This is a genomic window from Bradyrhizobium sp. 31Argb, assembly GCF_043638955.1.
Classification (GTDB): Bacteria; Pseudomonadota; Alphaproteobacteria; order Rhizobiales; family Xanthobacteraceae; genus Bradyrhizobium.
The window spans coordinates 47457-67949 of record NZ_JBEGDB010000011.1; the positions used below are offsets into that span (position 1 = coordinate 47457).

At 62.0% G+C, this 20493-nt stretch carries 15 protein-coding genes; 8 read left to right on the forward strand and 7 right to left on the reverse strand.

Features of this window, described 5'->3' with window-relative positions:
• Positions 1-17: 17 nt before the first annotated feature.
• Both sufB and AAFX91_RS03975 read right to left on the reverse strand, forming a co-directional pair.
• The gene (gene sufB / locus AAFX91_RS03970) at positions 18-1514 is read right to left on the reverse strand and encodes a Fe-S cluster assembly protein SufB (protein ID WP_130578800.1); all 1497 of its coding nucleotides are present in this window, start codon (positions 1512-1514) and stop codon (positions 18-20) included.
• An 88-nt stretch (positions 1515-1602) separates the two neighbouring features.
• A complete protein-coding gene (locus tag AAFX91_RS03975) occupies positions 1603-2757 on the reverse strand; it encodes a cysteine desulfurase family protein (RefSeq protein ID WP_130578801.1) in 1155 nt (384 codons plus the stop codon).
• A gap of 353 nt (positions 2758-3110) precedes the next feature.
• Between AAFX91_RS03975 and AAFX91_RS03980 the strand changes: the two genes are divergently transcribed.
• Positions 3111-3758, forward strand: a complete 648-nt coding sequence (locus AAFX91_RS03980) for an alpha/beta hydrolase (RefSeq protein ID WP_028169230.1) — start codon at positions 3111-3113, stop codon at positions 3756-3758.
• A gap of 113 nt (positions 3759-3871) precedes the next feature.
• Here the strand turns inward: AAFX91_RS03980 and AAFX91_RS03985 are convergent, their stop codons facing one another.
• Together AAFX91_RS03985 and AAFX91_RS03990 are read right to left on the reverse strand one after the other, a co-directional pair.
• Positions 3872-4549, reverse strand: a complete 678-nt coding sequence (locus AAFX91_RS03985; RefSeq protein ID WP_130578802.1) for a glutathione S-transferase family protein — start codon at positions 4547-4549, stop codon at positions 3872-3874.
• Between the two features lie 88 nt (positions 4550-4637).
• The gene (locus tag AAFX91_RS03990) at positions 4638-5741 is read right to left on the reverse strand and encodes an anhydro-N-acetylmuramic acid kinase (RefSeq protein WP_130578803.1); all 1104 of its coding nucleotides are present in this window, start codon (positions 5739-5741) and stop codon (positions 4638-4640) included.
• Between the two features lie 165 nt (positions 5742-5906).
• Between AAFX91_RS03990 and tyrS the strand changes: the two genes are divergently transcribed.
• The 6 genes from tyrS (at position 5907) to AAFX91_RS04020 (ending at position 14992) form a co-directional block, all read left to right on the forward strand.
• Positions 5907-7163 carry a tyrosine--tRNA ligase gene (gene tyrS / locus AAFX91_RS03995; RefSeq protein ID WP_130578804.1) on the forward strand — a complete coding sequence of 419 codons (1257 nt, stop codon included), beginning with the start codon at positions 5907-5909 and terminating at the stop codon, positions 7161-7163.
• Positions 7164-7218: 55 nt separating this feature from the next.
• A complete protein-coding gene (locus AAFX91_RS04000) occupies positions 7219-8460 on the forward strand; it encodes an MFS transporter (protein WP_130578805.1) in 1242 nt (413 codons plus the stop codon).
• Positions 8461-8561: 101 nt separating this feature from the next.
• The gene (locus AAFX91_RS04005; RefSeq protein ID WP_394565597.1) at positions 8562-10259 is read left to right on the forward strand and encodes a methyl-accepting chemotaxis protein; all 1698 of its coding nucleotides are present in this window, start codon (positions 8562-8564) and stop codon (positions 10257-10259) included.
• 359 nt (positions 10260-10618) lie between these two features.
• Positions 10619-11818: a serine hydrolase gene (locus AAFX91_RS04010; protein WP_130578807.1), complete on the forward strand. Its 1200-nt coding sequence runs from the start codon at positions 10619-10621 to the stop codon at positions 11816-11818.
• Between the two features lie 252 nt (positions 11819-12070).
• Complete coding sequence (locus AAFX91_RS04015) at positions 12071-13756, forward strand: NAD(P)/FAD-dependent oxidoreductase (protein WP_130578808.1); 1686 nt, start codon at positions 12071-12073, stop codon at positions 13754-13756.
• A gap of 231 nt (positions 13757-13987) precedes the next feature.
• Positions 13988-14992, forward strand: coding sequence for a class I SAM-dependent methyltransferase (locus AAFX91_RS04020; RefSeq protein WP_130578809.1), 1005 nt, complete (start codon positions 13988-13990; stop codon positions 14990-14992).
• A 3-nt stretch (positions 14993-14995) separates the two neighbouring features.
• Here the strand turns inward: AAFX91_RS04020 and hflX are convergent, their stop codons facing one another.
• Together hflX and AAFX91_RS04030 are read right to left on the reverse strand one after the other, a co-directional pair.
• On the reverse strand, positions 14996-16429 hold the full coding sequence (gene hflX, locus AAFX91_RS04025; RefSeq protein WP_394565598.1) for a GTPase HflX: 1434 nt from the start codon (positions 16427-16429) through the stop codon (positions 14996-14998).
• 349 nt (positions 16430-16778) lie between these two features.
• Entirely contained in the window at positions 16779-16913 is a 135-nt protein-coding gene (locus AAFX91_RS04030; protein ID WP_394565600.1) for a hypothetical protein, read from the reverse strand.
• A 422-nt stretch (positions 16914-17335) separates the two neighbouring features.
• Between AAFX91_RS04030 and AAFX91_RS04035 the strand changes: the two genes are divergently transcribed.
• A complete protein-coding gene (locus AAFX91_RS04035; protein ID WP_394565604.1) occupies positions 17336-19108 on the forward strand; it encodes a CHAD domain-containing protein in 1773 nt (590 codons plus the stop codon).
• Between the two features lie 68 nt (positions 19109-19176).
• Here the strand turns inward: AAFX91_RS04035 and AAFX91_RS04040 are convergent, their stop codons facing one another.
• Positions 19177-20268, reverse strand: coding sequence for a glycosyl hydrolase family 65 protein (locus tag AAFX91_RS04040; RefSeq protein WP_394565606.1), 1092 nt, complete (start codon positions 20266-20268; stop codon positions 19177-19179).
• Between the last annotated feature and the right edge of the window lie 225 nt (positions 20269-20493).

The following is a 20493-nucleotide window of genomic DNA, read 5'->3' on the forward strand; positions in this document are numbered from 1 at the left end:
CCCGCCAGGGATGAGGATTATCCAACCGAACCTTCGAGAGAGATCGAGATCAGCTTCTGCGCCTCAACCGCGAACTCCATCGGGAGCTGTTGCAGCACGTCCTTGACGAAGCCGTTGACCACGAGGCCGACGGCTTCCTCCTGGCTCAGCCCGCGCTGCACGCAGTAGAACAGCACGTCCTCGGAGATCTTCGAGGTCGTCGCCTCGTGCTCGAACGTCGCCGACGAGTTCTTCGCCTCGACGTAAGGCACGGTGTGCGCGCCGCATTTGTCGCCGATCAGGAGCGAGTCGCAGGCGGTGTAGTTGCGCGCGCCGATGGCCTTGCGGTGCGCGGTGACGAGGCCACGATAGGTGTTCTGCGACTTGCCGGCGGCGATGCCCTTGGAGATGATCCGGCTCGAGGTGTTCTTGCCGAGATGGATCATCTTGGTGCCGCTATCGACCTGCTGGTAACCGTTCGAGATCGCGATCGAGTAGAACTCGCCGCGCGAATTGTCGCCGCGCAGGATGCAGCTCGGATATTTCCAGGTGATGGCGGAGCCGGTCTCGACCTGGGTCCAGGAGATCTTCGAGTGGTCGCCGCGGCAATCGCCACGCTTGGTGACGAAATTGTAGATGCCGCCCTTGCCTTCCGAGTTGCCGGGATACCAGTTCTGCACCGTCGAATATTTGATCTCGGCGTCATCGAGCGCAACGAGCTCGACCACGGCGGCGTGGAGCTGATTCTCGTCGCGCTGCGGCGCAGTGCAGCCTTCAAGGTAAGAGACATACGAGCCCTTGTCGGCGATGATCAGCGTGCGCTCGAACTGGCCGGTGTTGCGCTCGTTGATGCGGAAATAGGTCGACAGTTCCATCGGGCAGCGGACGCCCGGCGGCACGTAGACGAACGAGCCGTCGGAGAACACCGCCGAGTTCAGCGTGGCGAAGAAGTTGTCCGTCGTCGGCACCACGCTGCCGAGATACTTCCTCACGAGTTCAGGATGCTCGCGGATCGCTTCCGAGATCGGCATGAAGATCACGCCGGCCTTCTTCAATTCCTTCTGGAAGGTGGTCGCAACCGACACCGAGTCGAAGACGGCGTCGACCGCGATCTTGCGCTGTTCCGACGGCTCCCCGCCCGGAGGCGGCTCGACACCCTCGAGGATCGCGACTTCCCGCAAGGGAATGCCGAGCTTCTCGTAGGTCTTGAGAATCTCCGGATCGATCTCGTCGATCGACGACAGCGTCTTCTTCGGCTTCGGCGCCGCGTAATAATAGAGGTCCTGGTAGTCGATCTTGGGATAGTTGACGCGCGCCCAGGTCGGCTCGGTCATGGTCAGCCAGCGGCGGTACGCCTCCAGGCGCCATTCCAGCATCCAGGCCGGTTCGTTCTTTTTCTCTGAGATGAAGCGGACGATATCTTCCGACAGCCCCTTGGGGGCCTTTTCGGACTCGATGAGCGTCTCGAACCCATATCGATACTGATCGACGTCGATCCGTCGGACACGGTCGACCGTCTCCTGTACAGCAGGCATTTAATCCTCCGCTCGCGGTTTCAAGGACCGCGGTGGATCAGTTCTAAAGAGTGGTACGGTTAGTGGACGAAAACCCGCTTAGAACCGTTCAAGCTGTGTTTCGTCCCACTCTAAGTAAGGTATTGGCGAGCTTTAGCCAAGCCTTTACGGCCAAATCTATGTCTGTGGTGGATGTAGACCAGCCAAGACTAAGCCGCACTGCTCCCTGGGCGAGGTCCGGCCGGAACCCCATCGCGGCCAGCACATGTGACGGCTGGACCTTTCCGGAGGAACACGCGGAACCCGAGGATACCGCGATTCCGGCGAGGTCGAAGCCGATCACGGCTGTCTCGGCCTTCAGCCCGGGCGAGGTGAACAGCGTCGTATTGGGCAGCCGAGGCACGCCATCCGAGAATACAATAATACCATCAACTTCCCTCAGGCCAACCTCAAGTCGGTCCCTTAGGGCCTGCAGCCGGACTGCGTCGGTCGCGAGGCCTGCCATCGCGGCCTTGGTAGCCGCGCCAAAGGCCGAGATGCCGGCAACGTTCTCCGTACCGGCGCGGCGCCCGAGCTCCTGGCCGCCGCCGCGCAGAAGCGGTTCGAGCCTCTCCACGCCCTCCACCAGAACCATGGCCCCGACGCCCTTGGGGCCGCCGATCTTGTGCGCGGAGAGCGTCACCATATCCGCCTGCAATGAGCCGAGATCGAAGGGAATTTTCCCGAAGGCCTGGATCGCATCGACGTGAAGCAAGCCGCTGGCGGCATGAACGATCTCGGCCGCCTCCCTGACCGGCTGCAGTGCGCCGGTCTCGTTATTGGCCAGCATGACCGACACCAATGCCGGCGGACCGTCAGCAAGCTTGCCGCGGAGATCATCGAGGTCCAGCACGCCTGACGGCGTCACCGCGACCGTTTCGATCGCCTCGGCCGCAAAGCGTCCCCCTGACAGCACCGAGGCATGCTCGATCGCCGACACCAGGAGCCGCTGGACAGCAGCACCACCGCCGCGTCGCACCCCCGGCGTCAACGCCAGCGCATTCGCTTCCGTGCCGCCAGAGGCAAACACCACATCCTGCGCCCTGCCGCCGACCGCCGCGGCAATCGCGCTTCTCGCCTCCTCGATCAGCCGCCGCGCCTGCCGCCCCTCGGCATGCACCGAGGACGGATTGCCGCACAGCTCCCACGCGGCAGCCATCGCCGCCTTCGCCTCGGGGCGAATCGGCGTGGTCGCATTCCAGTCGAGATAGACGCGGTCCGCCATGGAGTAATATAATACCTTAGCACTTCTTGCGGGTTCTAGCCGGCAATCTTCGCTCGAATCCTGCCGGCGTTATGCCAGTTGGTGATCGCAGCACCGCCCGCAATCACCAGCTAACGCATTGAACACGCTTGGCGTTGTTCAAGATGCTTGCTTTTTGCCCCTCGCCTCATGCTAGAACGCGCGGGCCTCAAAAACCAACCGAGGCGTCGTTCGTTCGCGGGAAGCCGCCTGACGACGCCGTTCACGGTAAATCCAGCCACTTTATCTGCCGGGGGCCGATGAAGTCAGCACAACTCGGTTGATTGCTCAGCGCCAACCAAGGGTCAAGCGTAGGATCACTCAAGGGATCACTGATGCCTGAAGTTATTTTCAACGGCCCGGCGGGCCGTCTCGAAGGCCGCTACCACCCGGCCAAGCAGAAGAACGCGCCGATCGCCATGATCCTGCATCCGCACCCGCAGTTTCACGGCACGATGAATCACCAGATCGTCTACCAGTGCTACTATGCCTTCGCGCATCGCGGCTTCTCGGTGCTGCGCTTCAACTTCCGCGGGGTCGGCCGCAGCCAGGGCTCGTTCGACCACGGCACCGGCGAATTGTCGGATGCAGCCTCCGCGCTCGACTGGGCGCAGAGCATCAATCCCGAGGCGCGCGCCTGCTGGGTCGCGGGCTTTTCGTTCGGCGCCTGGATCGGCATGCAGCTTCTGATGCGCCGGCCCGAGGTCGAGGGATTCATCTCGATCGCGCCGCCGGCCAATCTCTATGACTTCTCGTTCCTGGCGCCCTGCCCTTCCTCCGGACTGATCGTGCATGGCGACAAGGACGCCGTGGTGCCGCCCAAGGACGTCAACACGCTGGTCGAGAAATTGAAGACGCAGAAGGGCATCGTGATCGATCAGCAGATCATCCCCGGCGCCAACCATTTCTTCGACGGCAAGCTTGAGCCATTGATGGAAACGGTCACCGGCTATCTCGACATGCGTCTCGCCAACGTGCGCTGACGCCGCGATCCCGTAGCCCGGGTGGAGCGAAGCGCAACCCGGGACAACTGCATCCGCGTCACGAGCGGCCCCGGATTGCGCTCCGCTCCATCCTAGCTACGAAGACGGCCGCGTTACGCCGCAAGCTTCAACAAATGCGCGTCATGCTGCTTGAGGAAGGCGCGCAGCAATTGCGGATAGTCGGCGCCAACCGCGGCCTTCACGCTCGGGCGTTTCGCCAACTCCGCGCGCCACTTCCGAGCCTTCGGCATGTCCTTGAACACCGCAAGGTCGATGAATTCGTCGAACACGTCGAAATAGCGGAAGATCGGCGCGAACACCGCATCCACCAGGCTGAATTCCTCGCCTGCAAAGTACGGACCCGCGCCGAGCGCCGCCTCGATGCGGGCGAATTTGGTGGTGACCGCCTCCCGCTTGGCCTCGAAGGTCGCGGCATCCTTGGCAGTCTCGAGGCCCCAGAGATCGCTCAAAATCGCCGAGCCGAATTCCATCCAGGCGCGATGTTCGGCGCGCGCAAGCGGGTTCTGCGGGTGCAGCTTGGCGCCAGGTTGCGTCTCCTCGATGTATTCGCAGATCACGTTGCTCTCGAACAGCGCCACCTCGCCCTTTTCGGTCGCAACCGTCAGTACCGGCACCTTACCAAGCGGCGATATCTTCAGAAACCAGTCCGGCTTGTTAGCGAGATCGATATCGATCCGTTCGAAGGCGACGCCCTTCTCTGCGAGAGCGATCACCGCGCGCTGCACATAGGGACAGAGCTTGTGGCTGATCAGTTTCAACGCAGCGGCCATGGCGCACTCCTCGCTAGTTTCATGCACTCGCATGCATCTAAATGCATTTGCATAAAACAGTCAAGAAGGATGCAATTGCATCTACCCTTTAAGGCCGCGCGATGACACCCCCGGTCATGGGAATCGGCACGCCGGTCGTGGCGGGATAACTGAGCGGCAGGCCCTTCATGCCGCGCACGGCGAGGAATCCGAACGCCTGTGCCTCGATCGCGTCCGGCGACCAGCCGAGCGCATCGGCCGCTTCGACGGTCGCGGGCGCAACCCGCTCGCGCAGCATCCGCAGCATGGTCAGATTGCGCGCACCGCCGCCGGCGACAATCCAGCTCTTCGGCACCTTCGGCAATAGCGGCACCACGCGGGCAATCGCGGCCGCGGTGAAGGCGGTCAGCGTCGCCGCGCCGTCGGCGGGTGCGACGTCCCCGAGCTTCAATGCGGCGAAATCATTGCGATCCAGCGATTTCGGCGGCAGCAGCGCGAAGAACGGCAATTCCAGCGCGCGGGCAATCCAGGCCTCATTGGCCCTGCCCTGGGCGGCGAACCGGCCATCGGTGTCGAACGGCTGGCTCATCATGCGGAACATGTAGTCGTCGAGCAGCGCGTTGCCGGGACCGGTGTCGCAGGCGATCAGCGTGTCGGCGCCGTCGATATAGGTGATGTTGGAGACGCCGCCGACATTGACCACCACGGTCGGCCCCTCGCGCTGCACGGATTGCACCAGCGCCCGGTGGTAGACCGGCACGAACGGCGCGCCCTGCCCGCCAGACGCCACATCGGCGGCGCGGAAATCATACATCACGGGAATGTGGATCGCCTTCGCCAGCGCCGCAGCGTCGCCGATCTGCACCGTCAATTGGCGCTCGGGCCGGTGCAGCACGGTCTGGCCGTGGAAGCCGACAATGTCGATGTGTTCGGGCGTGATGCGATTCTGCGCGGTGAAGGCGGCGACCGCCTCGGCATGCGCCAGCGTGACGGCGCGTTCGGCCTCGGCAAGGATCCCGGGCCGGGCGTCGCGGTGCGATAGATGGACGGCCTCGGTAAGCGCCTGGCGCAGCAGGCTGCGCTCGGCATTGGTGTAGGGCCGGTAGCCGGACGGCCCGAACGACTTGACCTGCTTTCCATCGGTTTCGATCAGTGCCACGTCGACCCCGTCGAGTGAGGTCCCGCTCATCAGACCGAGTGCGGTCAACATCATCCCTGTGCCTTCGACGCCCCTTTTGCCCTGCCCTGATGCCCGGCTTGTATCAAACAAGCACATCTTATAATGCCACAGCGCGCCTCGCGGCGGCAGCCCGTTCGGTCATGGTTCCGCAACCGGCTGCAATTACCGTAAAACAAGAATGATCAGAGTCGCCGACAAATGACTACATTTAAATCGGATTTTATGAATGAGCTGCAGTGGCGCGGCTTCGTTCATCAGGTGTCGGACGCGGCGGGCATCGACGCGCTCGCCGCCAAGGGGGAGATCGTGGCCTATGTAGGCTACGACTGCACGGCCCCGTCCCTGCATATCGGCCATTTGTTGTCGGCCATGATGCTGCACTGGCTGCAGGAAACCGCTGGCGGCAAACCGATCACCTTGATGGGCGGCGGCACCACGCGCGTCGGCGACCCCTCGGGCAAGGACGAAACGCGCCAAATTCTCTCCATCGAGCAAATTGACGCGAACAAGGAATCGATCAAGCACGTCTTCAAGCGCTTCCTGAAGTTTGGGGAAGGCAAGACCGATGCCGTGATGGCCGACAATGCGGAGTGGCTGACCAAGCTCAATTACATCGAAATGTTGCGGGATATCGGTCGGCACTTCTCCGTGAACCGCATGCTTTCCATGGACTCGGTCAAGCTCCGCCTCGATCGCGACCAGGAGATGAGCTTTATCGAATTCAACTACATGATCCTGCAGTCCTACGACTTCGTCGAACTGGCACGTCGCTACGGCTGCAATCTGCAGATGGGCGGCTCCGATCAATGGGGGAACATCGTGACCGGTGTGGACCTCGGCCGCCGCATGGGCACCCATCAGCTCTACGCATTGACGACACCGCTGTTGACCACGGCTTCCGGCGCCAAGATGGGCAAGACCGCGGCCGGCGCGGTCTGGCTGAACGCCGACCAGTTCAGCCCCTACGATTACTGGCAATACTGGCGCAATACGGAAGACGCCGACGTCGGACGATTCCTGAAACTGTTCACGACGCTTTCGATGAGCGAGATCGGGAAGCTGGAGGCGCTGCAGGGCTCCGAGATCAACGAGGCCAAGAAGGTGCTGGCAACCGAGGCGACCTCCCTGCTCCACGGCCGCGATGCCGCCGTTGAGGCCGCCGAGACCGCGCGCCGCACCTTCGAGGAAGGCGCGCTCGCGGAGACGCTGCCCACGATCGAAATTCCGCGCAGCGAACTGGATGCCGGCATCAGCGTGCTGGCTGCCTATGTGAAGGCCGGCCTCGTCGCCTCCAACGGCGAGGCACGGCGCCAGATCAAGGGCGGCGGATTGCGCGTCAACGACGTCGCTGTCACCGACGAGAAGATGGTGCTGACGCCGTCCGACCTCACTGCGGAAGGCGTGATCAAGCTGTCGCTTGGCAAGAAGCGGCACGTCCTGTTGAAGGCTGCATAGGCGCATTCGCTTTTTGCGGCTTGTGGGGAGGCGCGGAAACGCGCTCCCTCCTCTCATGGACAAGAACACGCTCGGGGAGGAAATGGCGGCGAAGCCGCCGACGCGCGTCGCGCTCAACGTGCTCGCGCTGTGCTTTGCACTCGCGCTGATCGGCCGCGGCCTCGGCGAGAGTTTCACCGTCTTCCTGAAACCGATCTCGGAAAGTTTCGGCTGGGACCGCGCGCAGATCGTCTCGGTCTATTCGCTGACCTGGCTTGCCGGCGGCCTCACCGCGCCGCTGATCGGCCGCCTGTTCGACCATTCGGGGCCGCGCGCTGTCTATTCGCTCGGACTGCTTCTGCTCGGCGGCTCATTCCTGGTCGCCGCGCATGCGCAATATCTCTGGCAATTGCAGTTCAGCATCGGCCTCTGCGTCGGAGTCGGGATCGCCTTCATCGGCAATGTGCCGAACTCGATCCTGCTCGGCCGCTGGTTTGGCCCTCGCCTGCCGACCGCGATGGCGGTGGTCTATTCCGCAACCGGCGCCGGGGTGCTCGTGCTGCTCCCGGCCTCGCAGCTCTTGATCGATCGCGTCGGCTGGCGCGGCGCCTACCAGATCTTCGGCATCACGGCGCTGTGCCTGCTGGTGCCGCTATTGCTGTTGCCATGGCGGCGGTTCTCGCGCGGCTCGCCGCATGTGGTGAAGAAAGCCGATCTTGACATCGTAGACGAAGGCTGGACGCTGCTCGGCGCGATACGCCACCACGCCTTCTGGGCGCTGTTTGCCACGTTCTTCTTCACCGCGATCGGCATGTACGCGATCTCGGCACAGATCGTCGCCTATCTGATCGACGCCGGCTTTCCGCCGCTACAGGCCGCGACCGCCTGGGGGTTCAGCGGCGTCGTGCTGCTGTTCGGCATGCTCGGCGTTTCCGAACTCGACAGCATCATCGGACGCCGGCCGTCGGTCCTGCTCAGCTATGCGATCTCGATCCTCGGCATCATCCTGCTCTGGCTGCTGCAGTGGTATCCGAACTTCTGGCTCCTCACCGGTTTCGTCGTCACCTTCGGCAGCATGATCGGCTCGCGCGGCCCGCTGATCACGGCCACCGCGATGAAGATCTTCCGCGGCAAGCGGGTCGGCACGATCTATGGCACCATCTCGATCGGCAGCGGGCTCGGCTCCGCGTTCGGATCCTGGGCCGGCGGCCTGATCCACGACTTCGCCCACAGCTACAATCCGGTAATCGCATTCGCGCTGGTCAGCGTGATCCTGGGAATGATTCCGTTCCTGGTCGTGCCGGCACTGCGCCGCTGATCAAGGGCGCCTCGGAGGTATCCCCTTGATGGCATACCCGATTCACGATTGGTAAGACACTTCCTGCTATGCCTCGGGACACGATACCCGCAGAGGCCGCAATGAACCTTCTCAGCCGACTGACGATCCGCACCAAACTCGCCTGCATAGTGGCTCTCGCGGCACTGACCGTTTTCGCAATCGTCGCGGGTGCGGCCTGGATCAACCGAAACCGCATGCTGGACGACCGCGTCGCACAGATGCGGACGGCGGCCGACCTGCTCTACGGCGTGGCGCAGTCGCTGCAGGAGGATGTCGCTGCCGGAAAGATGACGGTCGCCGAGGCGAAGGAGCAGTTTCGCCAGCGCGGCCGGAAAATGACTTTCAACAACGGCCAGGGATATCCGAACGCCTACAATATCGCCGATACGTCGCTGCTGTTGAACAGCGCCAATCCCAAGCTCGAAGGCAAGATCAACGGCACCAAGGATGCCAATGGCGTCCTGATCGCCGATGCCCAGATCGCTGCCGGCCGGCAGAGCCCGGAAGGCGGCACCACATCCTACCTTTATCCACGCCCCGGGCAGACCGTGCCGGCGCGGAAAATGACCTATGTTCGCAGCTTCGAGCCGTGGAACATCGTCATGAGTTACGGACTCTATGTCGATGATATCGACGCCGACATGAACGCCGTGCTGCTGGAGCTTGGCGCGATCGGCGGCGGTCTGATGCTGCTGATGGGGCTGTTGTCGTGGCTGATTGCCCGCGACGTCGTGGGCGCGCTGGAGCGTCAGAAGAACCGGATGCAGCGCATTGCCGAAGGCTCGCTCGACGAGGCGGTCGAGGAGACGAGCCGCCGTGACGAGATCGGCCGCATGGCGGAAACGCTGGAGGTCCTGCGGCAGACCGCGATCACCGCACGGGCGCTGGAAGCCGAACAGGACGCAACCAAGCAGCGGAGCGAGAAGGAAAAGCGTGACGCCTTGTTCGCCCTCGCCGATCGCTTTGATGCATCGGTTGGCCAGCTCGTCGGACTGATGGCGTCGGGATCCAGCGAGCTGGAAGCCACCGCAAAGTCGATGTCCTCGACCGCCGAGGGCACCAATCACCGCGCCGCGGTGGTCGGTTCGGCCGCAACGGAGGCAAGCTCGCGGGTGCAGACGGTAGCTTCGGCCGCCGAGGAATTGTCCTCCTCGATCTCCGAGATCAGCCGCCAGGTGACGCAGTCGGCCAATGTCACCGGCCGCGCCGTCGAGAGCGCGCGCCGCACCGATACCATCGTGCGGGCGCTCGCCGACGGCGCCCAGCAGATCGAGCACGTCGCCGAGCTGATCTCCAGCATTGCCGAGCAGACCAACCTCCTGGCGCTCAACGCCACCATCGAGGCCGCGCGCGCCGGTGAGGCCGGCCGAGGCTTTGCCGTGGTCGCCTCCGAGGTCAAGACTCTCGCAAGCCAGACCGCGGAAGCCACCAAAGAGATCGGCACGCGCATCGCGCAGATCCAGGGCGCGACCAAGGAAGCGGTCGAGGCGATCGACGGCATCACCGCCACGATCGAGGAAGTCAGCACCATCGCCACCTCGATCGGCTCCGCAATCGAGCAGCAGGGCGCAGCAACGGCCGAAATCGCACGCAGCGTGTCGCAGACGGCGGAAGCGACCAAGGAAGTCACGACCAATATCGGCGGAGTGAGCGCCGCGGCCAACGAGACCGGCAACGCCGCGGGCCTCGTTCTGACCGCAGCGAGCAACCTGTCCAAGCAGGCCGAGCAGCTCTCCGGCGAAGTCTCCACCTTCCTCGCAGGCGTCCGCGCCGCGTGAGCCGGCGCCTTGCCGTCTGATGCAGCCCAAAGAAAGTCGCACGTGTCAGCTTCGCTGACATGTCTCAGCGAAAAAATTCTTGGCGCCTTGAGATGCCAGGTGAAATGCGTGGCCGACAAAAAGAAACCGGTCTAGTCTTCCTGACGCGTGGGTGGAAACCCGGCGCAAGAATAGACGCCAATCGCTATTGCTGCCACGGCCACCGTCGGACTTCGTTCGCGCAACCGGCGCTGGGGCAATCGGACTGCAGCCCGATCTTGATACGTTACAACGGTTGACATCGTTCCGCGGAGACTGACGGCGGCCTGTCGAGAAGAGACAGGATCGAGCTTGGTCAATTCCAAACGGGAGGAACGGCAATGGGTAACGACTTGAGAACCGCGTGTGACGGCGTTCTGCAGAAAGTAGTGACCGGCAAAGACCGCGTTCCGGGCGTGGTGGCGATGATCACCGACCGCTCGGCCAACACCTACGAAGGCGCAGCCGGTGAGCGTAGCATTGGCGGCAGTCAGGCAATGACGACCGACACGGTCTTCGCAATCTTTTCGACCACAAAAGCAATCACCGGGACGGCGGTCCTGCAATGTGTCGAGGAAGGCAAGCTCGACCTGGACGCCCCGGCCAAGACCTACGTTCCCGAGATCGGCAAGGTCGAGGTGCTCGAAGGCTTTGACGCGCAGGGCAGGCCAACGCTGCGGGCGCCGAAACGCGACATCACCACCCGCATGCTGATGCTGCACACGGCCGGCTTCGGCTACGACTTCTTCAACGCCAATTACTTTCGCCTCGCGCAAGAACACGGCCAGCCGAGCGTGATCACCTGCTCAAGGGCATCACTGATGACGCCGCTCCTGTTCGATCCCGGCGACAAGTGGGAATATGGCAGCAACCTCGACTGGTGCGGCCAGGTCGTCGAGCGCATTCGCGGCAAGCGCCTCGGAGAGGTGTTGAAGGACCGGGTTTTTGCGCCGCTCGGCATGGATGATATCGCCTTTTCGCTGACGCCTTCGATGCGTGAGCGCCTTGCCGTCATCCACCAGCGCGAAGCCGATGGCGCGCTGACCCCCCTTCCCGATCTGCAATTGCCACCCGAGCCGGAGGTCGACATGGGCGGCCACGGACTTTACGCCTCGATCGGCGAATACATGAAATTCATCCGCATGTGGCTGAACGATGGAGCGGGGCCACAGGGCCGCGTGCTGAAGCAAGAGACGGTCGAGGCCGCCGTACGTAATGGCCTCGAGGCGCACCAGACCGTGGTAATGCTGCCCGGCGTGATTCCGACCCTGTCGAACGATGCGGAGTTCTTCCCCGGACTGAAGAAGTCCTGGTCCTACACCTTCATGGTCAACGACGAGGACGCTCCGACCGGCCGCCCGGCAGGTTCGATCGGCTGGGCCGGGCTCGCCAACCTGTTCTATTGGATCGATCGAAAGAACGGGTTCGGAGGATATTGGGCGACGCAGATCCTGCCGTTCGGAGATCCGACATCGTTCGGCGGCTACCTCGATTTCGAGACAGCCGCCTATGCAAGTGGAGAGGTGCGCGCAGCGGCATAGTGCCGATGAAGCGAAGCGGCCTACCTCGCGCCGCCACGCTTCGCGGCTCTTGAATCTGCGTGGTTTGCGGCATTCGTGGCCGGAACCGCATGCAGTCGGCCAGTCTGTCCTTCGGCAGGTTGGCCTCTGTCATCCCCGAATTCGAAATGGTGCGCGCGATCCATCGGCCGAGCGGCATCGAGAGGGTATTGCGATAACGACAAGAAAACTGGTCCGAACTTCAGGGGCATTGCTCACAGGAGGAGAAGTGTTATGACGAACGTGCAAGGTGACTCGCGCAGCGCAGGCGCCAAAGCAGACTACGATGCGATCATCATCGGCGCCGGGTTCTCCGGCATGTACATGTTGCATTCGTTGCGCGACAAGCTCGACATGAATGTCACCGTGTTTGAGGCCGGCGACGGCGTCGGCGGCACCTGGTACTGGAATCGCTATCCAGGCGCACGCTGTGACTCGGACAGCTACATTTACTGCTACACGTTCGACAAGAACCTGCTGCAGGAATGGAACTGGTCCGAGCGCTATCCGGAGCAGGACGAGATCCTGCGCTACCTCGAGCACTGCGCGGAGCGCTTCGACCTCAAGCCCGACATCCAGTTCGGCAAGCGCGTCACCGAGGTCGTCCTCGATGAGGACACCGGACTCTGGACGGTGCGCACCGACAACGGCGACGTCGCCAAAGCGCGTTTCGTTATCACCGCGGTCGGCGCCCTGTCGGCAGCCAACATGCCGCCGTTCAAAGGGCTCGGCTCCTTCCAGGGCAAGTGCTACCACACCAGCCAGTGGCCACACGACGGCGTCGACTTTACCGCAAAGCGTGTCGGGGTCATCGGCACCGGCGCCACCGCAGTGCAGGCGGTCCCGGAGATCGCGCAGCAGGCCAAGCACCTGACGGTGTTCCAGCGTACGCCGGCCTTCTGCGTGCCGGCGCGCAACGGCAGTGTCGATCCCGAGGTCACCAGGGCCCGCAAGGCCGATTACGACGGGATCCGCCGGCGCATCAAGGACTCGTTCTTCGGCTTCGAGTTGGATTTCATCCCGAGGTCGGTGCTCGAAGCGACGCCTGAGGAGCGCGAGCGAGAATTCGACAGGATGTGGGATGCAGGAGGCTTTGCCTTCTGGCTGGCCAACTATCAGGACATGTTCTTCTCCAAGGAGGCGAACAATATCATTGCCGACTACCTCAAGAGCAAGATCCGCTCCACCGTCAACGATCCGGTCACGGCCGAGAAACTGACACCCAAGACCTATCCTTACGGCACCAAGCGGCAGCCGCTCGACACCAACTACTTCGAGACTTTCAACAAGAAGAACGTAACTTTGGTGGATGCGAGCACCGACGGCTCGATCGAGGAGATCACGCCGAATGGGATTCGCGCCGGCGGCAAAGAATACCCGCTCGACATCATCGTCGTCGCCACTGGTTTCGATGCCCTGACCGGCCCGCTGAAAAGCCTCGGCATCAAGGGGCGTGGCGGCAGGGCGCTGGCGCAGGAATGGGAGGACGGCCCGGTGACCTACCTTGGCGTCGCGATCGCCGGCTACCCGAACCTGTTCATGATCACCGGCCCGCAGAGCCCCTCGGTGCTTTCGAACATGCCGGTGTCGATCGAACAGCATGTCGAGTGGATCACCGAATGCATCGCCCACATGCGACGAAGCAAGCTTGCGACCATCGAGGCTAGCCCGCAGGCGCAGGAAGCGTGGGGCACTCACGTCGCGGAGGTGGTCAACTCGACGCTGATGACCACGGCCAATTCGTGGTACATGGGAGCCAACATCGCCGGCAAGGCTCATCGCTTCCTGCCCTATCTCGGCCCAGAAGGCGTCGGCGGCTACCGCAGGAAGTGCGCCGAGATCGCCGAGAAAAGCTACGAGGGCTTCATGTTCACGAGCGAAGGCCAGGGTGGAACGGTGCACCCAATTGCGGCCGAATGAACCTGACAATCATTGACCGGGAGCGGCGTTCGGTGTCGCCACTCCCGGCCCGTCGAAGACCTTGAAGTGCGATCGTCCACCTATGTCGCGCTTGTGAAGCGCGACGGCAATTCGTCTCGATTTCCTATCAACCCGGGCACATGATCCAGGCATCGGCTGCTACTCAGCGCCCGGCGGCCACCGCATCGCCATGACGCGGGCAAGGGCGTGTGACCGAAAAGGCCACTTCATATGGTTGATCAGGATTCGATCCTTTCACGGAAATGGCTATCGGCTATGACCGGTTCGCCCCGATCCGGGCGTTCCGCCCTGGCCATCGATAATGATGCGGCGGATGACGTTGCCGACATCTACAATCAGGCTGGCGACGATTACGGCGCCTATGCCGATGGCGATCCTTCGCAACCATTTGCCTTTGACGGGATGCATGCCTATGCGGATCGGTGCGTCTGGGACGTATTGGAAACAAGACTGGCTGACCTGCGGGCTTCCGGGGCAAGATCGCTCAGGTTTCTCGATGCGGGTTGCGGGCCCGGTACGTGGCTGAGGCGACTGGTCATGCGCGCCCATGCGCTCGGTTTCACCAGCATCACCGCGCGCGGATTTGACATTGCGCAGGCACAGATCCAGCGGGCCCGCTTGGCGGCTCGAAATCTTTCCGGCCTCCCCGGGGTAAGTCTCACATTCGACGTCGCAGACCTTTCGGACCGGTTGCCGGAACCCGATTGCTCGGTCGATATCACGCTGTGCCTGTACAGCGCACTCAGTCATCTGCCCATTGAAAGGCTGACGGATATCGCGACTGAGATCGCGCGTGTGACGTCAGGACATTTCATAACGACCGTGCGCCCGATTGGCAGCACGCCAACGGCCTTCGTGGACTCGGTGGAGAGCGTCCGCCGCTTGAAACATGATCACATCAAGGACCGGTGTGAAATCGACCTCTGTGACGGCCGGCATATGGCATTCGGCTTTCACCTGTTTACAGCGGTCGAATTGCGAAGCCATTTCGCAGGGAATTTCGAGATTGAAGATCTGCGAGGTCTCGACCTGTTCCACAGCCGGTTCACGCCGGATAGCCGGTGGAATCCGGTCTTGCAGGCGGACGACAGTCATTTCGCCCACGAACTCGAACGGCTTGAGAAGGCGTATGCCGCGAGTGCGGAGTTCATGGATCGCGCCACCCATCTCCTGCTGGTGGCGCGCGGCCGCCGCACCGTTACACGTCTCAAGTAAGCCTCAGGACGCGGAAAGGGTTCTTCGCAGGCGCTCAATTGCGCCGGAGACACCCCGCACCTTTATGATCCGGCCCGTCGCATCGAAGTTCTCCGACAGCACGTGCACGTGCCCATACACGTCGCTGAGCAGCCGCTGTTTCGCATACGGCACCACGAATTCTTCCTCCACCATCGCAGCCTCGAAGAAAGCGATGATCGTCTCGCGCAGTGCCGCCACGTCTGCCGGCGACCTTGCAGAGAGGAAAATCGCGTCCGGGTGCTTCGTGCGGAGCGCGGCGCGATCCGCCTCGTTCACGCGATCGATCTTGTTGAGGAGCAGGCGCGACGGAACGACCTCCGCGCCGATCTCGCGCAGCACGTTGCGGCTCACATCGAGTTGCGACTCGTAGGTCGGATCGGACGCATCAAGGACGAACAGCAATAGCGACGCTTCCAGCGCTTCAGCAAGCGTGGATCGGAACGACGCCACGAGGTCATGCGGCAACTTCTTGATGAAGCCCACAGTATCCGAGACGAGTATACGCGGCGTCGTTTCCGGCCGCAGAGCGCGCACCGTCGTATCAAGCGTCGCGAACAGCTTGTCCGCGACCAGGACCTCGCTGCCCGTGAGCGCTTGCATGAGCGACGACTTCCCTGCGTTCGTATACCCGACCAGCGCGACCCGAAGCTGATCGCGACGTGCGGCGCGACGTTGGTCGCTATCCCGCTGAATAGCCGCCAGTTGCTCCTTCAGCTCGGCGAGACGGTCGCGGATCTTGCGTCGCTCGACTTCGAGATCGGATTCGCCCGCGCCGTAGCCCTGCCGCCGCTCGCCACCCGCAGCCGATTCCCGCAGGCGTGGCGCGATATATTTCAACCGCGCCATCTCGACCTGCAACTTCGCCTCCCGGCTATGTGCATGACGATGGAAAATCTCCACGATCACCCCGGTCCGATCCAGTACCTCCGCGCCGGTTGCTTGTTCAATATTGCGCGCCTGGTTCGGCGAGATGTCATGATCGACGATCACGTATTCCGGCATCAATGGCGCCGCCAAATCAGGCTCAGTCGGCCCGGCGGCCGACTCCTTCCCGTCGGCGTCTTCAAGGCGCTCGCGGGCCCTTGGCTTCCGGACGTGTGCCATCGATCCGACAACGCCTGTCCCGCCAGTCATCGCCGCGAGCTCCTCAAGTTTGCCCTTGCCGAGCACCGTCGCGCCGTCGAGTTCGTCGCGCTTCTGCGATAGCGTGCCGACAACTTCGTAACCGAGCGTCTTCACCAGACGGCCCAACTCCGCAAGGCTCGCGGCATGCGCGTCATCGTCGATGCCCGGGAGCTGGATGCCGACCAGGATCGCGCTCGGGATGCGTTCCTCTGCCACGCGGCTTTCTCCAGTCTTTGCCATTGACTTTATCCTGTGCGTGAGGCGCTCAGCAGACGGCCGATCGCCTGGCATCTCGCGGAAGTCGCGCCTGTGCGTTGCACGCGGACGGGTCGCTATCGCGAATCCTGTCTGCTGGTGCTGAGTCCAAGACAATCCCGGGAGCTATGGATCAATGTCTGATGTGACGATCTTCGCACGCCGAACCAGCGCTCCATGCGATCGAACAGCCATCGCATTGGAACGGGATGACGTGACGCTATCTCACTCGGGAAACAGACGTGGACGCAGCGTCCTCACCATAGGTGAAGCGGCATAAACAAACGAGACGGACCAACGGGCTTCAATATAATGGCCGCATGAATGAGCCGCTGCGGGGTGGCAGGTCTCGTTCTCGCCTCGACTCTCCAGATAGCGATGTCACTCAGCCTTTGGCGGGCTTCCTGCGCAGCACAATGATTGGAACATGCGGCGTGGTGCTGATCACGATCTGGGGTTCACCATCGGATGCGTGGCTTCTTAGCGTCTCCAATACCAGAAAGAACTTTTCGGCAAGCATAGCGTAAACCTCGCTGACCTTTGCATTTTCCGGATTTCAACGAGTCGAATTGCAACCGATTCAACCACTCGCATCGGATGGCGGCAAATGGATTCGCGCGGCAGAATTCGGCTATTGGCGGTTTTCCTCGTTTTGCAGTCCAGGCTGCGTTCCGCCGAGCGATGAACGCTCGGGTCCGGCAGTATCGGGAGTTGTGCAGTCCCGACCCGTAACATCGCCTTCTTGGGCTGCGATGCCGCGATGCCTCGATGATGCGTCGGTTCCATCGAGAGGACCAGACTGAAAGCTTCGGGAACTGAGAAACCGGCTTGATCTGGCTCACCCAAACGGATGAGCTCTCCGGAGAGATTAATGTCGTTCTTCCTTTTGGATCGCGCTGCGTTGTGTTATCGAATCGTCATCCAACTGTCACACAATCGCACATGTCAGAAGACGATACGCCTGAGCCCGCCCGGGAAAGTGCACGCGCCGCGCACGGGATCAATAGCGCCATTGCCGCACAGGACAACAAAAGACCGGACGACTCTGTTGCCTCCAGGCAACACGGCGTCGCGGAGCCTCATTCGCAGGAACCGCCGAAGACCCTCCTTCATGAGGCGCAGCATCAAGGTGATGAGGTCACGCCAGAAATCCCTGTGCAAAACGGTGCGACGCCTGCCGGCAGTGAGATCGAACTCAAGCTCCTTGTCGATGCTGATCGCATGGCGGATTTCAACGCCGCTCCAATCATCGCGACGAATGCGCGCAACAAGGGCACACGAAAGCACCTCAAGTCCGTCTACTACGATACGCCCGAGCGGACGCTGAGACGAAACGGATTAAGCCTGCGGGTTCGCCAGAACGGCGCACGATTCGTGCAGACCGTGAAAGCCGAATTCGGAGTCGATCCGCTCCGGCGTGGCGAGTGGGAGGCGAACGTCCCATCGATTGCTCCCGATGTCGAACTGGCGATGCCTTTCGTCCCGGCCAAACTGCGCTCGGATCTTCGACGTCATCAGCTTGAGGCGGTCTTCACCGCCGATATCCACCGGCACGCGCGAATCGTCGAGCTGCCATCCGGAACGATCGAGGTCGCTTTCGCCCAGGGAGTGCTGAAGTCAGGCGATCAATCGATGCCCGTGAGCGAGATCGAGTTGGAGCTCAAGGGTGGAAGCGCGAGCGCAATCTACGACCTCGCGCTTCGGCTCGCAGACCATGGGTCAGTGCGACCGTCAATCCGCAGCAAGTCGGCGCGCGGCTTTGACCTTGCGGCCGAGGCGTCGCCAGCCCTGCGGAAGCCGCGAAAGCTTCGCCTCGACCCGACAATATCCCTCGATGAGGCCTTCGCAAAGATCCTGCGCTCCTGTCTTCACCATCTTCTTGGGTCTCTGGCAGCGGCCGAGGACGGCCGTGATCCTGAGGGAGTCCATCAGCTTCGCGTGTCGCTGCGCCGCCTTCGCGCGGCCCTGGATTTGATGCGATCCGTTGGGCCATTGGGCAATCTCGACTCATTCCGGTCGGAAGCAAGATGGCTGGCACGAAACCTTTCTGCCGCACGCGATTGGGACATGTTTCAACGGGGGACGCTGCCGACCATCGCGCAGGCCTGTCCCTCGGTCGCGGGCTTTGATGCCCTGGAACAGGCCGCAGAGGAACGCCGGTCAGCCGCCTACCAGAAGGTACGTCTCGCGTTGGCTGACCGCCGATGCTCATGTTTCCTGATCGGCCTCGGCGGCTGGATTGAGGCCAGGGGGTGGCGGAGCGACGTCGCTCCCGAAGATCTCGGACGACTGACCGAGCCCGCCGTTAACTTCGCCGGGCGCATCCTGTCGGAACAGCATGCGAGAGTGCTCAAGCGCGGCCGCCGCTTCAAGTCGCTTCCGGCGGAAAAGCTGCACCGGTTGAGGCTCGCCGCGAAGAGACTGCGCTACGTCGCCGACTTCCTGTTGCCGCTGTACGGAGACCGAAAGTCCGTCAGGCGATTCTCTCGCGGGCTGGCCGACCTGCAGGAGGAACTTGGTTCCTTTAACGACATGGCGATCACAAACGCGCTTTTCGCAGAACTCGGTGACGAGTTCTCGCAGAGCGGCACGGCTGCAGCCGCCATCACCGGCTGGCAGGCACACGCATCGATCGGCGTTGAGGCGCGCCTGCGAAACACGTGGCTGGATTTCAGGAAAACAAAAGCACCGTGGTCGAGGGCAGCAGAGGCGTGATTTGGTTCTCGCGCTCGGAAGGACGCATGCCATACAACTGATCGACTGTCTCCGTCATCCAGGCTCGCTCACCTTCTCGAAACCGGCCGAACGGCCACTGGATGCTCCCGTGTCAGTTCCACTTCCTGCTTTTCGTGGCGGATCACGAGGCGCTCACCTTCCCGCAACGTGTACTCCACCTTGTCCAGGCCAATTTCGACACACAACAACCGGCCGCGGTAGGTTATGGGAAATCGAAGGATGGCGTTTTCCTCGGGTGCACGACGTGGCCAGAACGACAATGTTCCGTCATCGTCCCGCATCCCACCAAAACCATAGGTCAGCATCATCCAGGTGCCACCCATAGAGGCGATATGGCAACCGTCCTTCACGTTACCTCCCACATCGGCCAAGTCCATCAGCAGGGCCGCCATGCCGTAACGAAATGCTTTATCCATGTCGCCGACTTGTGCGGCGATGATCGCCTCGACGCAGGAGGATAGTGATGAGTCGCCTGTTGTCAGTGGGTCGTAGAAATCGAAGTTGCGCTTCTTCACTTCTGACGAGAAAGTGTCGCCCAACAAGAACATCGCCAAGATCACGTCCGCCTGCTTGATCACTTGCGTTCGGTAGATGTTCAGCGGATGATAGAACAGCAGCAGCGGATAGCGGTCACGTGGCGTATTTCGGAAATCCCATGGCTCTCTGTCGAGAAAGTTGTCATCCTGAAGGATAACATTCAGCGTTTCATCACTCGGCACATACATGCTTCCCGCGGCTTGAATCCATGCATTGACCTCGGAGGGATCGAGCGCCGTTTTTTGCGCAAGTGCGTCGTACATCCCCGCTTCTGCTGTCCGTAAAGACTCGACAACCTCAGCAGCGTAGCGAAGGTTTTCGCGGGCCATCAAGTTCGTATAAGCGTTGTTGTTCACGACGGCGTTGTATTCATCGGGCCCAGTAACACCGTTTATGCAGAACCTTCCCCCCTTTGCGTCCGAATAGAAGCCAAGGTCCAGCCACATTCGGGCTGTTTCAACGAGCATTTCGGCTCCGTACTTTCGCAAGAACTCTTCGTCACCCGTCGCCTGCACGTACTTGCGCAGTGCGTACATAATGTCAGCGTTGATATGATACTGCGCGGTGCCCGCTGCATGTTTCGCGGGATCGTGAGCACGGATTTCAGGGGATCGTGAGCAGAGATTTCAGACGATCGTGAGCACGGATTTCGCGGGATCGTGAGCAAGTTTTCAGCAGCTCAGCCCGCTTCGGCCGACAACTCAACCGGCTTAGGAACTGCCTCGTCAGTGAACGAGGAAGGCCGATGCCCACCCAGAGATTGTCGATGCGCCGGATCAAAGAGGTTCTCCGCTTAAAACATGTTCAAGGCTTGCCGGAGCGAGCCA

What these genes read in the sequence shown, in the direction of transcription:
- sufB (WP_130578800.1), bottom strand. Translation starts at nt 1,514, where the DNA reads ATGCCTGCTGTACAGGAGACGGTCGACCGTGTCCGACGGATCGACGTC.
- AAFX91_RS03975 (WP_130578801.1), bottom strand. Translation starts at nt 2,757, where the DNA reads ATGGCGGACCGCGTCTATCTCGACTGGAATGCGACCACGCCGATTCGC.
- AAFX91_RS03980 (WP_028169230.1), top strand. Translation starts at nt 3,111, where the DNA reads ATGCCTGAAGTTATTTTCAACGGCCCGGCGGGCCGTCTCGAAGGCCGC.
- AAFX91_RS03985 (WP_130578802.1), bottom strand. Translation starts at nt 4,549, where the DNA reads ATGGCCGCTGCGTTGAAACTGATCAGCCACAAGCTCTGTCCCTATGTG.
- AAFX91_RS03990 (WP_130578803.1), bottom strand. Translation starts at nt 5,741, where the DNA reads ATGATGTTGACCGCACTCGGTCTGATGAGCGGGACCTCACTCGACGGG.
- tyrS (WP_130578804.1), top strand. Translation starts at nt 5,907, where the DNA reads ATGACTACATTTAAATCGGATTTTATGAATGAGCTGCAGTGGCGCGGC.
- AAFX91_RS04000 (WP_130578805.1), top strand. Translation starts at nt 7,219, where the DNA reads ATGGACAAGAACACGCTCGGGGAGGAAATGGCGGCGAAGCCGCCGACG.
- AAFX91_RS04005 (WP_394565597.1), top strand. Translation starts at nt 8,562, where the DNA reads ATGAACCTTCTCAGCCGACTGACGATCCGCACCAAACTCGCCTGCATA.
- AAFX91_RS04010 (WP_130578807.1), top strand. Translation starts at nt 10,619, where the DNA reads ATGGGTAACGACTTGAGAACCGCGTGTGACGGCGTTCTGCAGAAAGTA.
- AAFX91_RS04015 (WP_130578808.1), top strand. Translation starts at nt 12,071, where the DNA reads ATGACGAACGTGCAAGGTGACTCGCGCAGCGCAGGCGCCAAAGCAGAC.
- AAFX91_RS04020 (WP_130578809.1), top strand. Translation starts at nt 13,988, where the DNA reads ATGGTTGATCAGGATTCGATCCTTTCACGGAAATGGCTATCGGCTATG.
- hflX (WP_394565598.1), bottom strand. Translation starts at nt 16,429, where the DNA reads ATGCCAGGCGATCGGCCGTCTGCTGAGCGCCTCACGCACAGGATAAAG.
- AAFX91_RS04030 (WP_394565600.1), bottom strand. Translation starts at nt 16,913, where the DNA reads ATGCTTGCCGAAAAGTTCTTTCTGGTATTGGAGACGCTAAGAAGCCAC.
- AAFX91_RS04035 (WP_394565604.1), top strand. Translation starts at nt 17,336, where the DNA reads ATGTCAGAAGACGATACGCCTGAGCCCGCCCGGGAAAGTGCACGCGCC.